12 protein-coding genes are annotated in these 14178 nt (G+C 66.0%); 8 read left to right on the top strand and 4 right to left on the bottom strand.

Annotated features, from left to right (window positions below):
* Positions 1–5 precede the first annotated feature (5 nt).
* The 5 genes from HDG33_RS01430 (at position 6) to HDG33_RS01410 (ending at position 5456) form a co-directional block, all read left to right on the top strand.
* The gene (locus HDG33_RS01430; RefSeq protein WP_184021670.1) at positions 6–1556 is read left to right on the top strand and encodes an SH3 domain-containing C40 family peptidase; all 1551 of its coding nucleotides are present in this window, start codon (positions 6–8) and stop codon (positions 1554–1556) included.
* Between the two features lie 143 nt (positions 1557–1699).
* Positions 1700–2185: a VOC family protein gene (locus HDG33_RS01425; protein WP_184009671.1), complete on the top strand. Its 486-nt coding sequence runs from the start codon at positions 1700–1702 to the stop codon at positions 2183–2185.
* Between the two features lie 67 nt (positions 2186–2252).
* Positions 2253–2729 carry a VOC family protein gene (locus HDG33_RS01420; RefSeq protein ID WP_184021666.1) on the top strand — a complete coding sequence of 159 codons (477 nt, stop codon included), beginning with the start codon at positions 2253–2255 and terminating at the stop codon, positions 2727–2729.
* Positions 2730–2813: 84 nt separating this feature from the next.
* Positions 2814–4034, top strand: coding sequence for an MFS transporter (locus HDG33_RS01415; RefSeq protein WP_184021663.1), 1221 nt, complete (start codon positions 2814–2816; stop codon positions 4032–4034).
* Between the two features lie 606 nt (positions 4035–4640).
* Entirely contained in the window at positions 4641–5456 is an 816-nt protein-coding gene (locus HDG33_RS01410; protein ID WP_311548057.1) for a FecR domain-containing protein, read from the top strand.
* Between the two features lie 3 nt (positions 5457–5459).
* On the opposite strand, the gene HDG33_RS01405 is transcribed toward HDG33_RS01410, so the two are convergent.
* Positions 5460–6392 (bottom strand): recombination-associated protein RdgC, encoded by a 933-nt coding sequence (locus HDG33_RS01405; protein WP_184021656.1) that lies wholly within the window; start codon positions 6390–6392, stop codon positions 5460–5462.
* A gap of 296 nt (positions 6393–6688) precedes the next feature.
* Here HDG33_RS01405 and HDG33_RS01400 point away from each other — a divergent pair, with 296 nt between their 5' ends.
* Entirely contained in the window at positions 6689–7015 is a 327-nt protein-coding gene (locus HDG33_RS01400) for a hypothetical protein (RefSeq protein ID WP_090803681.1), read from the top strand.
* A 42-nt stretch (positions 7016–7057) separates the two neighbouring features.
* Here HDG33_RS01400 and HDG33_RS01395 read toward each other — a convergent pair whose 3' ends face one another.
* The gene (locus HDG33_RS01395) at positions 7058–7903 is read right to left on the bottom strand and encodes a glycosyltransferase family 2 protein (protein ID WP_184021652.1); all 846 of its coding nucleotides are present in this window, start codon (positions 7901–7903) and stop codon (positions 7058–7060) included.
* Positions 7904–8192: 289 nt separating this feature from the next.
* On the opposite strand from HDG33_RS01395, the gene HDG33_RS01390 reads away from it, so the two are divergent.
* The gene (locus HDG33_RS01390) at positions 8193–9494 is read left to right on the top strand and encodes an O-antigen ligase (RefSeq protein WP_184021644.1); all 1302 of its coding nucleotides are present in this window, start codon (positions 8193–8195) and stop codon (positions 9492–9494) included.
* A gap of 45 nt (positions 9495–9539) precedes the next feature.
* Here the strand turns inward: HDG33_RS01390 and HDG33_RS01385 are convergent, their stop codons facing one another.
* Positions 9540–10646: a glycosyltransferase family 4 protein gene (locus HDG33_RS01385; RefSeq protein WP_184021641.1), complete on the bottom strand. Its 1107-nt coding sequence runs from the start codon at positions 10644–10646 to the stop codon at positions 9540–9542.
* 181 nt (positions 10647–10827) lie between these two features.
* Here HDG33_RS01385 and HDG33_RS01380 point away from each other — a divergent pair, with 181 nt between their 5' ends.
* Complete coding sequence (locus tag HDG33_RS01380; RefSeq protein WP_184021638.1) at positions 10828–11844, top strand: glycosyltransferase; 1017 nt, start codon at positions 10828–10830, stop codon at positions 11842–11844.
* A 307-nt stretch (positions 11845–12151) separates the two neighbouring features.
* Here the strand turns inward: HDG33_RS01380 and msbA are convergent, their stop codons facing one another.
* Positions 12152–13945, bottom strand: a complete 1794-nt coding sequence (msbA, locus tag HDG33_RS01375; protein ID WP_184021635.1) for a lipid A export permease/ATP-binding protein MsbA — start codon at positions 13943–13945, stop codon at positions 12152–12154.
* Between the last annotated feature and the right edge of the window lie 233 nt (positions 13946–14178).

Below are 14178 nucleotides of genomic sequence, written 5' to 3'. Positions count from 1 at the left end.
TCTTTATGCCCGTCGCCGTTCTCTCCCGCCGTGCCTGCCGCGCCGTCGTGCTGTGCGTCGCCGTCGCGACGCTCGCCGCGTGCAGCACGCCAACGCCGCCGCGCGGCACGCACGCGTTCGTCGACAACGTCACGCTGTTTTCGCTCGCCCATTACGACCAGAACGTCGATCACTGGCTCGATCCGAACAGCCCCGACTACGATCGGCCGTTTCTCAGCGCCGCCGAGCAGCGCGCACATTTCGACGCGCTGTTCGCGCGCTACTTCGGCACGGGCGAGAACGCGCCGTCGCCGTGGAATCCCGCCTGGGTGACGACACGCGTGTTTCGGGAGCAGGGCGAGGACATTGCCGCACTGCAACAGCGCCGCATCGACAGGTTCGACAACACCGGCAAGCGTGGCGGCGTCATCGGTTACGGCGAAAACTTCCGGCCGCACGACAAGGCATGGATCGACGCGATCGCGCGCAACATCAACGTCGCGCAGTTCACGCAAACGCCGGTCTATCAGCCCGAGCGGCGCGCGATCGCGACCGGCAACCTGATGGTGCGCGAGTTGCCTACCACTGATCCGTCGTTCTACGACCATCGCCTGGCCGGCGAGGGTTATCCGTTCGACAACCTGCAGATCTCGGCGGTGCGACCCGGCACGCCGCTCTATGTGCTCGGCAGCAGCGTCGACGGCGCGTGGCATTACGTGCAGACGCCCGACGTGCAGGGCTGGGTGCGCAGCGACGGCGTCGCGTTCGCCGACGATGGTTTCATCGATCAATGGCGCGCGGCGGCCGGGAAGTCGCTAGGCGCGGTGATCGTCGCGTCGGCGGCGGTCAACGACAGCCACGGCGTGTTCCGCTTCGCTGCCCCGGCCGGGACGATGCTGCCGCTGGTGGCGGGTGCCTCGGCATCGCCAGCCGCGACCAGCACCAATCCAGGCACACTCCAGCTCCTCGTTCCCGCACGCGACGTCGACGGCCGCGCGCTGATCCGCACCGCGTCGCTCGACGCCACGCAGATCACGCCGATGCCGCTCGCCGCGACGCCGCGCCATCTCGCGACGCTGTTGAAGGCGCTGATCGGCCGGCCGTACGGCTGGGGCAATAGCGGCCTCTACAACGACTGTTCGTCGGAACTGCAAAGCATCTTCGCCGCGTTCGGCGTGTGGCTGCCGCGCCATTCGTCGACGCAGATGAGCGCCGGCCGCATGGTCGATCTGTCGGAGTCGACACCCGCCGAACGGCTCGACTATCTGGCGCGGCATGGCGTGCCGCTGCGCACGCTGATCTACATCGGCGGCCACGTGATGCTGTACCTCGGCAACACGACGCGCAACGGCGCCACGGTCCCCGTCGTCTATCAGGACGTGTGGGGCCTGCGCCCGGCCGACAACAGCCGGCGCGCGGTCATCGGCGGCTCGGTGATCCTGCCGCTCGACGAGCGCATCCCCGAGGACGCGACGCTGCAGTCGCTCGCCGCGACGCCCACGTTCCAGATCAGCATCCTCGGCGCGCCGGCGGGCAGCACGGCACCGCCGGCGGACGAGGACAATCCGGCGGGATAAATGGCCGGCCGCCCTCCCCCGCGCCTGAAAATATTTTTTTCGGAGTGTCGATCCGACGGTGACCAACTCGTCGTAACGTTGAAGACCCAGCTCATGCAGCCGGTCTTTCCCCTGAGGAACCGTTACTTCAAGGAGTCACCGTCATGTCCAGCGCCGCAGCCAAACCGATCCCGGACGGGATGCACTCGCTCACGCCGTACCTGATCTGCAAGAACGCCGCCGAAGCGATCGCGTTCTACACGAAAGCCTTCAATGCCGTCGAACAGATCCGTCTGCCGGGCCCCGACGGCAAGGTGATGCACGCGACCCTGAAAATCGGGGACTCCATGCTAATGCTGACCGACGAATGGCCCGAGCACCAGACCTTCGGCCCGAACACGCTGAAGGGCACGCCGGTCACGATTCACCACTACGTACCAGACGTCGATGCGAGTTTCAAACAGGCGGTCGACGCGGGCGCGACCGTCACGATGCCCGTCACCGACATGTTCTGGGGCGACCGCTACGGCCAGGTCAAGGACCCGTTCGGCCACAGCTGGTCGCTCGCGACGCACAAGCGCGACCTGAGCGCCGAGGAAATCCAGCAGGCAATGGCCGCGATGGACTGTTCGTCCCAAGAGAAGAAGTGAGCGGCCGATGGGCGTCGGGCAATCGCACGCCCACGCCCACCGACACCAATTCCGAAGGAGCAACGTCATGCAGAAAATCGCGCCGTGCCTGTGGTTCGACGGCAACGCGGAAGAAGCCGTGGAGTTCTACACGTCGGTGTTTTCGGCGTCGCGCATCGCCACCACGCTGCACGCCACGGACGCCGGCCCAGGACCGGCCGGCAAGGTCGTCGCCGTCACCTTCGAAATCGAAGGCCAGGAGTTCATGGCGCTGAACGGTGGCCCGCAATACAAATTCACGCCGGCCATCTCGCTGTTCGTGCACTGCGACTCGCAGGAGGAAATCGATCGCTACTGGTCGAAGCTGCTCGACGGCGGCGGCGAGCCGTGGGCCTGCGGCTGGCTGCGTGACCGCTTCGGCGTGTCGTGGCAGATCGCGCCCAACGTGCTGCTGCAGATGCTGCGCGACCCGGATCGCGCAAAGGCAAGCCGCGTGATGGCGCAGATGATGAAGATGGTCAAGCTCGATATCGCGCCGCTCGAACTGGCGTATCGCGGCGAATAGGACGGCGGCCAGCGGGCGCCCCGCCTCGCCCGCGCGATCTTTTGATAGGATCGGTCTCGACCCCAACACGGCGAGACAACCACGGTGCGCGTCAACCATCAGGCCTTCTTCTGCTCACTGTTCATCGCGCGTCTCGCCGATCAGATCCTGCTCTTCCTGGTGCCGCTCGTGGTGTTTCAAACGACGCGCCAGGTCTCGTGGTCGGGGCTCGCGTTTTTCATCGAAACGCTGCCGCGCTACCTCGTGTTCCCGTTCTTCGGCGCGCTCTGCGACCGCTTTCCACCGCTGCGCCTGATGCGGCTGAGCCAGGCGGTGCGTGCGCTCGCATGCTTCGGCGGTATCGCCGCATATGCGCTGTTCGGCGGGATCGGCTGGCTGATCGCGCTGTCGGCCGCGTGCGGCGTGCTGACGAGCCAAGGGCTCGTCGCGCGCGAGGTGATGCTGCCGCAGATCTTCAGCACGCAGCAGATCCAGAAGGTGCTCGCGTATTCGCAACTGGCCGATCAGCTCGGCTTCGTGCTTGGGCCGATGCTCGCCGCGTTGCTGCTCGGTGTGTGGCATTGGGAATGGGTGGTCGCCGCGACCGGTGTGCTGTTTCTGTGCGCCGACGCCGCACTGTTCGTCTGGCAGCGACTGAGCGGTTTTCGCGCGCCTTCGCCTGTGTCCGCTCGATCGCTCACGCCCGCCGCCCATTGGACCACGCCGCTGCGCATCGCGCTCGATCACGTGTGGACGCTGCCGGGCCTGAAGAAGGTCATCATGCTCGCGGCCGCGGAGAACCTCGTCATCGGTGTCACGCTTGCGACGTCGGCGGCGATGGTGACGGGTTTGCATGCGCAATCGAGCCGCTACTACGCCGGTCTGCAAACGGCCGGCGCGATCGCCACGGTGCTGGTGCTGCTGACGGTTGCGCGCGCCGGATGGCCGGCGCGCGTGCTCGGTCTCGTCGCATTCGTGACGATCTGCGCGGGCGGCGTGATCGCAGGCGCGAGCGCGTCGCCGTGGGGCTATGCGCTCGGCTTCCTGCTGATCGTCGGCTTCGACAAGATGTTCAACGTCTACATCCGCAGCGCGCGTTTGCAGATCATCCCGCCCGAGGACTACGGCAAGACCATCGGCGTCGCGATTCTGCTGAACAACCTGACGCAGCCGCTAGCCGGCCTGCTCGTCGGCGTGGTCTCGGCGAGCACCCAAACCGGCCCACTGATCGTCGCGCTGTCGCTGACGATGGGCGGCATCGGCGCGGCGGTATCGATCGGCTCGGCGCTGCTGCGCCGCAAGCGCGCGTGGGCGCTCGAAGACTAACGGCGCTTCGACGCGCGACGACACGCTCGAAGTTACCCACAGTTTTTGTTGGCAAATCTGTGCATAACTTCCCGGAAAAATCCGCAAGCCTTTGATACGCCTGTCGTTTTTTCGTCTGCATCGAAGGTGCGGCAGCGCACGGAGTTTTACCGGGGTCCATGAGTGGCCGGCTGCGCGCAGACCGTCGTCAGCGCCGTGCGCATGCGAAGAGTTTCATCAGATTTACACGCCCGTCGGCTAAACCCGGCACGCTGTAATTCGTGACAAAAATGTCACGTTCTATTGCAGCGCAATTAGTCGCATTTCTGGTTAAGAATTCACGAAAAGAAAAGATCCACACATAGCCTAAATTTTTTGTATCGATGACAATGGGTCTGCATGCTCTCACGCAACCGGGGCCCACGATTCCCTTGGAATAAGGTATTCAGTCATTTCGATGTGAACTCGATCCGAATATGCGCCGCAAATCATTATTAACAGATATAAATCGTTAAATCCTGATCTACTAAATTCAATTTAAATCACATTTGTCAAATGCGTCCGGAGTACCGCATCTTTAACCAAATGCTTCGGCGAGCGCAGCAATTACGGCGCGAAACCGGCGCCGTGCCTGCGGACGTCGGCCCCGCGCTACGCGAAGACGCGGATGCTGCCGGCGTGTCGCAGGGACGGCGGCGCGCGCTGAAAACGCTCTGGGGGCTTGCGATCGCCGCGCCCGCGGGCTGGCTCGCGAGTCGCTTGCCGTGGCAGATGTGGAGCGCCGAATTCCACACCGCGACTGGCGAACTGGACGACGAGCTGCTGGCGGACGGCACTCAGATCACGCTGGGCAGCGCGAGCGCGATCAACGCCGCGTTCGAGGCGAACGTTCGGCGCGTCGAACTGCTCGGAGGGGAAATCATGGTGCGGCCCGTGATCGATGTTGGCGGCGCACCGGGCGCCCGAACGACTCATGCGCCTTTGCTCGTGCAGACAGCCGAAGGCGTCGTCGAAGCGCGCGGCGCGCAGTTCAGCGTGAGGCAAGGGGATGGTTTCACACGCGTGGCCGCGTTTCGCGGCGACGCGTTGGTGAGGCCGGCATCGGGCGCGGCGCTGGTGCTGACGCAAGGCCAACGGTGCACGCTGACACGCTTCGGCGTCGCGGCGCCGCAAGCGCTCGACCCGCGCGAGGCGATGTGGACGCGTGGCCTGCTCTACGCGAACAACATGCGTATCGCGGATCTCGTCGACGAACTCGCGCGCTATCACGCCGGCGTATTGCGCTATGCCGACGACGTCGCCGATCTGCACGTGTCGGGCATCTATCAGCTCACCGATACCGACGCGACGCTCGCGCTGCTGCAGCGGACCTACCCGATCCGCTTACGCTCGATCACGCCTTACTGGACCCTCGTCGAAGCGCTCGACAGCGCGAGAATCTGACGCTCAGGCCGCGACGGCCTGCGGCAACGCGAACCCTTGCTCGCCCTGCTCGCCGCCCAGCGCATCGAGCAGATCGCGCAGCATGCGGTCGAGCTCGGCCGTCATCAGCGCGACGTCGGAATCGAAGCGCTCGTCGTCGTTCTGCGCGGTCGGGTCGCTCGCTTCCTTGAGCACGTCGAGCGGCGCGACGCGCTTGATCGTCAGCGACGGCGTCAGCACGAACGACACGCGATCGTTCCACGTCATCGCAAGCCGCATGCATTGCTTGCCCGCCTCGATGTGGCGGCGCATGTCTTCGGCGTCCAGCGCATGGCCGACATAGCGCACCGTCGCGTTGCCCTCGGCGGGCGAACGCAGCTCGGTGTCCTGATCGAGCGTGAAACCCGCCGGCGCGTCGCCGTCGAGCAGCCAGCCGGTCATCGCCGCGACCGGCGACTGCGCGACGCGCACCGTCATCAGCGGCAACTGGTCGATCGACTTCACGAGCAGACCGCGCACATCGTCGGCGAGCGCCTGCGACGCCGCGTCGATCACGAGCCAGCCATTCGTGCAATCGATCCACACGCGCGTATCGCGGCGGATGCTGAACGCGCGCGGCCGCAGCTCGTCGGTGACCTGCTCCTTCAGGTCGCGCATCTGCTTGCGGCCCGGCTTGAAGCCCTGCTGCTCCTCGAGCTCGGCCGCGCGCTCGCGCGTGACCTGGGTGACGACCGACGCGGGCAGCAGCTTCTTCTCGGCACGGAACGTCAGCAGCATCTGACCGTTCATTGCGTAGACCAGCGAGTCGCCGTCGCGCGGCGGCGCCCAGCCTTGGGCCTGCATCTCGACGCTCTGGCCGGGCGCGAACGCGTACGGCGCGAGCCACTTCTGCATCTGTTCAGGGTTGACGGACCACGGCGCGGGCAGACGGTGCAGCTGAAGGTTTTTGAACCACATGAGCGAAGTCGGATTTAGGCAAAGCGCAGCATTTTATCCGACGAGAACCAGCCGGGGCGTTCTGGCGGACGCGATCCTGCAGACCGCCCAATTTCAAAAATTAAACGAAAATCTCTCCAACTGCGGCTTAATTATCAAAACCTCGCCGATCTCAGCAGAATGCGCTTCATCAACCCACTTCCCAAGAGCGCCTCCATAGTCGAAGCCGTCATGGTTTGGCCGTAGCCGGCCGCCCGCGCGTTTTGGCGGCAAATCACCTAGACTTTTGGACAGGACAGACCCGGACGGAGGCGGTCATGGCCGACCAAACCGCAAGCTGGCAGACGGTGCAATACGAGGGCTTCGAGATACACGTGTCACCTGTCGCGAAGGATCCGCCCGACCCGGCGCATGCCGCCGATGCGGCCGCGAAAAACAGCCGCTACACGTATCTAGGCTACGTCTGCCATCCGGGCGCCAACCCCCAGCTTCCCGGCCATGCGGTGCCGTTTCACGCGGACGGCGAGGAGAGCTTCGCGAGCCTCGCCGACGCGCTCTCCGAAGCGGTGCACGTGGGACGCAGCATCGTCGACGGCACGCATCCGGATCTGACGGTGCTGCCGCTCGTAACGCGCGGCGTTTGACACACGCAGCGCGTCAAGCAGCCGTTTTCGGCTCGCCGCCCGTCAGCCCAACGCGCGCTTGATGCGCGACTTCAGCAGCGCACGGCGCAGCCGGCCGGTGCGCTCGGGCTCGCTGACCGCGAGCGCGACGTCGATAGCGGTGCCGCGGCGCAGGTAATAGCGGTCGAAGGTCGCCTGTGTCATCCCCCACTTGTTGAGGAACTGGCGACGCCCGTCGTTCTTCACGATCTTGCCGGTGCTCTTCTGCTGGAAGTGATAGACGAGACTGTCGCCGACGCCGACGAACACGCGGCAGCCCGCGTCCCACAACTTCATCGAGAAATCGTTGTCGCTGCTCATGCCGGGGCTCAGTTCGCTGCTGTAGCCGCCCACCTTGAACCACCAGTCCCGATGCACGAGCGTCGGCGGCCACGTCGCGCCGCGCCAGTCGGCGCGCACGAGACCGGCCGCGGCGGCGACCAGCTCGTCGGCGCGAAACGCCTGCGCGTCGCGGCCGAAGTCACGCACGACCACGCATGGATTGCCCGAATCCACCGGCTCGATCATCGTGCCCGACAACATGAACAGGTTGTCGGCCGGCATCTGCGCGAGACGCTTGACGAGCGCGTCGTCCCAGCCGGGGCAGCAGTACATGTCGTCGTTCATGTAGACGATGTAGTCCTGCGTCGCGCGCGCCGCCGCGATATTGACCGCGTGGCAGATGCCGATATTGCCGGGCGACGCCGTGTGCTCGATGCCCTCGTCGCGCACCCACGCGAGCGTGCCGTCCGAACCGTCGTTCACGTGCACGATGAGCTGGTGCGGATGCGTCGAATGACGGCGCAGGCTTTTGATCACGAGGCGCAGATAAGGCAGGTTGTTCCAGGTCGGGATGATGATTGAGAACATCGAGTCGGTCCGTTGAGCTGGGCGCGGGGCGCGGCATGCGCCGCGCCCCGGCCATGAATGTCGCGCGATTGTACCGCCCCCGCCTGCTCGCACGACAGACGCCGCCCGCGCCCGCCCCACCCGCATGCCGCGGACCAGCGGAACCTTCCCGCGTGCGGCAGCAAGCATTTCGCAAGGAAGCGCATGGTTATAATCCGGATCGCTCTACCGTCTTGAAAAACTCAAATGGTCCGGCACCCCTGCAATTTCACCACCGGAACGGTAGTGTGTTCATCGATAACGTAGACCTATGATTTTTGCTTCCAGTCTGATCTGGCTCACGTCGGCTCTGCTGTTTCTCGCGCCCGCGGTCAATCTGATGTGGCGCGGCGGCACCGGCTACTGCTTTTTCGCGCTCGTCGCGCTCGCGCTCGGCGCGGCCATCGTCAACCGGCGCATGCCGGGCTATTTCTCCGCGTTGCGGACCTACCGCTGGTTCACGATCGGCATGCTCGCGTTCGTCGTCGGGATCGGCGCGCAGCAGTTGGTGCTCGGCTTCTGGCTGCCACGCGAGTTCGACAATGCGTCGCGTTTCGTGCTCGCGCTTCTGGTGTTCCTGCTGCTGCGGCAATTGCCGTCGCGCAATCTGCGCTTGATCGGCTGGGGCTGCGCGGCCGGCGCGCTCGCGGTCGGCGCATGGGCGTTCATCGATCAGCCGCCCGGCGGCTGGACCGACGCGAACCGCCTGAACAACTCGTACACGAACGCGATTCCGTTCGGCGATACCGCGCTGCTGCTCGGGTTCCTGTCGGTGTTCACGCTTGGCTGGGACAATCCGCGCGACTGGCGCGTGCTGGTGCCGCGCGTGCTCGCGCTGGTGTCGGGCGGCTATGCATCGTTTCTGTCGGGCTCGCGCGGCGGCTGGATCGCCGTGCCGGTGTTCGTCGTGCTGCTCGGCATGCAGTACCACTGGTTCACGCACAAGAAGCGCCTGCTGATCGCGACGCTCGTCATCGTGATCGGGGCGGGCGGTCTGTTGTCGACCGAACGGGTTCAGAAGCGCTTTGCCGAGGTGCCGAACGACGTGTCGATGATGCGCAAGGGCGAGGACGACACGGCCACCGGCCTGCGCCTGCAACTGTGGAACGCGTCGCGGATGATGTTCGAGCGGCATCCGGTGTGGGGCGTCGGCAAAGGCCATCTGGTCGACGAGCTCGGCGTGATGGCGAAGCGCGGCGAAGTGAAGGCCGAGATCGTCAACGAGCGCGCGCATAGCGACTTTTTCTCGACGCTCGCCGAGATGGGCGCGGTCGGCGTGATCTGCCTGTTGCTGTTCTACTACGGGATCACGGTGTATTTCTGGCGACACCGGCATGAGACCGATCCGGCGATTCGCGCCGCGTCGTACGCGGGTCTCGCGGTCGCGGCGAGCACGGTGATCTTCGGGCTCACTATCGACGTGCTGGTGCCGATGATGGTGGCGGTGCTGCTCGCCTCGCTGGTGGCGACGCTGCTGGCGGTGATCGATGCACGCAAGCGCGAGTTGCGAAGCGAAGCGCGGACCACGCCGGCGCCAGCCGCGGTCGTGCGCGAGACGCAGCCGCGCGATTGATTTTGATTTGACGAGAAGCGGCAACCCGAGCGCGGAGCGCCGCCCTCATCCCCGCGTGAACACCTCGTAAAGCGCCGCGACGTGCGCGTCGACGCTCGGGTCGTACACGAGGCTGTCGCGCGGCGTCGCGATGCGCGCGGCGCCGCTCTTCACGCGCTCGACCGCCTGCTCGATCGCGCGCTCGAAACTGCCCGCGGTCTGCCGCGAGAACTCGATCTTCGCGGCACCGGTCACCGTCTCCGCCGAGCCGACGTTGTCGGCGATCACGAGCGGCGTGCCGCACATCACCGACTCCACGCCGACGAGCCCGAACGGCTCGTACGCCGACGCGACGACCGTGAAATCGGCGGCCGCGAACAGTTTTTCGATCTCCTTGCTGTAACCCGCGTAACGAATTGTGTCGCCGGTTTTCGGCACCGGGCGTCCCGCGACGACGAGGCAGACCGGCAGCGTCGTGCGCGAGAAAAACGCTTCGAGCAGCGGATAGCCCTTGCGCTCGTGACTCGTCGACGAGAACACGAACATCACGCGATCGTCGGGCACGCCGAGCTGGCGGCGCACGGCCGCGCGCGCGGCGGGGTCGAGCGGCCGGAAGCGTGCGGTCTCGACGGGCGGATAGAGCACGTCGATCCGCGCGGCCGGCACGTCATAAAAACGCTGCAACTCGCGGCTCATCAATTGCGAATGCGCGACGATCGAGCGCGCCCGCGTGTAGACGCGCCGCTCGAGCTCGATCTGCCATTCGTCGCTGCGGCGCGGCGCGCGGCCCGCGGCTTCGAGCGAACCCGGATGCGTGCCGCCGCACAACGCGACGTCGGCATGCGTCGAGTGATTGATCGAGAACACGCACGCCGGACGATGCCGCTTCAACCGCTGCTTCAGACGCCAGTCGAACGCGAGGTTGCGCAGCTTGCGCGGCGCCCAGCGTACGTCGAGCGGCTGCGCATCGATCCACGCGGCCTCGGGCAGCGCGCGGTCGATCTCGCGCGCGTACAGCGTCGGGCGCAAACCCATGCGATGCAGGCCGGCGATCACGTCGCGCGTGTAACGCTCGGCGCCGCCGCTGTTCTTCAGCGCCTGGGCGGTCAGCGCGATGTCGGTGAGGGGGCGGCGGTTCGGGTCGAGGGCTGCGTCGCGGTTTGGCTCTGACAAGGATCGGTCTCGGTGAGGCGCACGCGCGGGCGAGGCCGTGGGTGCGCAGTTTCGGGGCAGCGGCAATTGTAAAGGATGGGTTTCGCCGGGCTCAGCTCGGGGTGCCCGGGTTTGCCGCGTGCGTCGCGCGGCGCGGCCGTCAGCGGCTAGAATCTAGGCCAATCGCCTTCGTCCCGACTCCATGACCGATAGTCCGCCGTCCGCCGCAACCGCCGACACCGCCCGTCCGCTCGTCTCGATGCTGCTGATCGCCTACAACCAGGCAGAGCAGATCGGCGACGCCGTGCGCAGCGCGCTCGCGCAAACCTACGAGCCGCTCGAAATCATCGTCTCCGACGACGCGTCCAGCGACGCCACCTACGCCGCGATCGAAGCGGCGCTCGCCGGCTACGCGGGCCCGCATCGCGTGATCGCACGGCGCAATACCGTGAACCAGGGCATCAGCGCGCACCTGTCGCAACTCGCGCAGCTCGCGCACGGCGAACTGCTGTTCGTCGCCGCCGGCGACGACATGTCGGCGCCCGCGCGCTGCGAGCGCGTCGTCGACTGCTGGCTCGCGCATGGGCGCCGCCCCGACCTGATCGCCACCGATCTCGCCGACATGGACGAAGCGGGTCACGTGCACGAGCGCGTGAGCCCGACCGAACTCGATCGCTATCGCAGCTTCGACGACTGGCTCGTCGAGCGTCCATGGCTGATCGGCGCGGCACATACGTGGTCGCGACGCCTGATCGAGCGCTTTGGGCCGATGCTGCCGGGCGCCGCGGCCGAGGATCAGATCATGGTGCTGCGCGCGATCCTGTCGGGCGGCGCGATCAGTCTGCACGAGCCGCTGGTGCGCTATCGGCGCGGCGGACTTTCGCGCAAGCGCCGCTACCAGTCGGTCGACGAGCTGATCGCGCGGATGCGGCAAAGCAATCGCTACGGACTCGCGGAGCTCGCGCAACTGCAGCGCGACGCTCAGATCGCCGGTGTGGGCGAACGCATGCGCGCGGCGATGGCGCCGAAGCTCGCGCGCGCGCAGTTCATCCATGCGATGTTCGAAGCGGGCAGCCTCGGCGAACGCCTCGGGCTGGTGACGCGCAGCGCCGGCGTGAAGCTCGGGCTGCGGATTCGGATGTTCCTGTATGCGAGTTGCCCGATGGTCTACGCGCCGGGCATCTGGATCAAGCGGGTCGTGCGGGGCAGAAAGGCCTGAAGACGACGATAGGATCTCGCGGTGCCTGGCGACGCCACATCGGTCACGAAAGTCCGCGCGCCGCACCTCGACGCCGAAGCTCAGCACGCTCACGCGCAAGCGCCGCAGCATCTTCGCCGAGCGCGCGAAGATCTCGCCGGTGTGGCTGATCATCACGAACTCGAATGCGCCGCGCCAGCTCGCGACACCGCGCGAAAACGCATACATGTCGTGACGCGCATCGACGGGCAGCTCGGCGCCGAACAAGCGCAATGAATTGAGACTTAAACACAACACCGGCCCGCGCTCCCGTTCGCAATGTGCCGGATCAAACCGGGCTTTGCTGGAACTGGATACGATGCAGATGGGCGTACAAGCCGTCGTGCTCGAGCAACTCGCGATGGCTGCCGCGCTCGACGATCCGCCCCGCCTCCATCACGAGGATGCGGTCGGCGCGCTCGATCGTCGACAGGCGATGCGCGATCACGAGCGTGGTGCGGCCTTTCATCAGCGTTTCGAGCGCCGCCTGCACGTGGCGCTCGGACTCGGAATCGAGCGCCGATGTCGCTTCGTCGAGAATCAGGATCGGCGCGTTCTTGTAGATCGCGCGCGCGATCGCGAGACGCTGGCGTTGGCCGCCCGACAGCATCATGCCGTTGTCGCCGACGAGCGTCTCGATGCCCTGCGGCATCGCCTGCACGGTGTCCCACAGGTTCGCCGCGCGCAACGCCGCCTTGACCTTCTCGGCATCGACTTCCTGACCGTACGCGACGTTGTGCGCGATGGTGTCGTTGAACAGCACGACGTCCTGGCTCACCATCGCGATCTGGCTGCGCAGCGCGTGCAGGTCGTACTCGGGCAGCGCGACGCCGTCGACCAGAATCGCGCCCCCGGTCGGATCGAAGAAGCGCGGCAACAGGTTCACGAGCGTGGTCTTGCCGCTGCCCGACGGCCCCGCGAGCGCGACCATCTCGCCCGGCGCGATCTTGAACGACACCTGGTCGAGCGTATGGCGGTTGTGCGTGGAGTTCGTGCCGTAGATGAACGACACGTCGCGGAACTCGACCTCGCCGCGCGCGTGAGCGAGCGGCTTGCCGCCGCCTTCCGGCTCGGCCGGCTCGTCGATCAGGCCGAAGATCAGCTCGGCCGCGGTCATGCCGCGCTGCAACGGCTGGTTCACGTCCATCAGATGCTTGAGCGGCGAGATGATCAGGAGCATCGACGTGACGAACGCGACGAAGCCGCCGACCGTCGTCTGATCCGACGACGACTGCACCACCGCGATCGTGATCACGACCGCGAGCGCGATCGACGCCAGGAACTGCGTCAACGGCTGCGCGAGGCCACCGGAGACCGTCATGCGCATCGCGTAGCCGCGCAGGCGCCGGCTCATCGCGGTGAAGCGGTCCGTCTCGTATTGCTCGCCGTTATGCACCTTGACGACCTTGTAGCCGCCCACCGTTTCTTCGACGATATACGACAGCTCGTTGGTGAGCAGCTGATGCTCGCGGTTCAGTCGCCGCAGCCGGCGATTGATCTTGCCGACCAGCCAGCCGATGCCTGGCAGCAGCACCGCGACGATCAACGTCAGGCGCCAGTTCAGATAGAACAGATAGCCGAGCAGGAAGACCACCGTCAGCGAGTCGCGCACGAGCGTGACCATCACGCTCAGCAGCACGTTCAGGATCTGGTTGACCTCGAAGACGATCGCGTTGATCACCGTGCTCGCGGTTTCGCGCTGGAAGAACGCGACGCTCGTGTGGATCATGCGGTCGAACATCTTCAGACGCAACTCGAGCAGGATCTTGTTCGACACGTACGCGAGCAGATAGCCGGACGCGTACTGCGACACGCCGCGAATCAGCGCGAGGCCGATCACCGCGATCGGCACGAGCCACTTGGTCTTGTCGACTGCGTGCGAGCCGAAGCCCTTGTCGAGCAGCGGCTTGAGCAGCGCGGGAATGGCGGCGTCGGTGCCGGCGCTCACCGCCATCGCGATGATCGCGCCGACCACGACCCACAGCAGCGGCTTGATGAAGGGCCACAGGCGCCGCAGGACGACGGCCGGCGACGACGCATCGCCTGCACCCATGGGTTTGCTTAACGTTGGCTTCGCGCTCAAGGAATCCTCTGGAAATGCGGAACGGCGAGCACGCGGCGCATGATTGGCCGGCCGCGTGAAATATCAAAAAAGAGCATTGTAATCGGTTGCAGATGACGGCCGGCGCTCGGCGCGCGACGGCATGCGCGCAACACATGGCGGATCGGCGCCGTGGTGTGGGGCCGGATGAGATGTGTATACTCGCTGCTCGATTGCCGGGTCGCGACCCGCTCCGTCACTTCGTCCTCCACGCA

Source organism: Paraburkholderia sp. Cpub6, assembly GCF_014201065.1.
Lineage (GTDB): Bacteria > Pseudomonadota > Gammaproteobacteria > Burkholderiales > Burkholderiaceae > Paraburkholderia > Paraburkholderia tuberum.
This window is presented reverse-complemented; position numbering and strand designations above follow the sequence as displayed.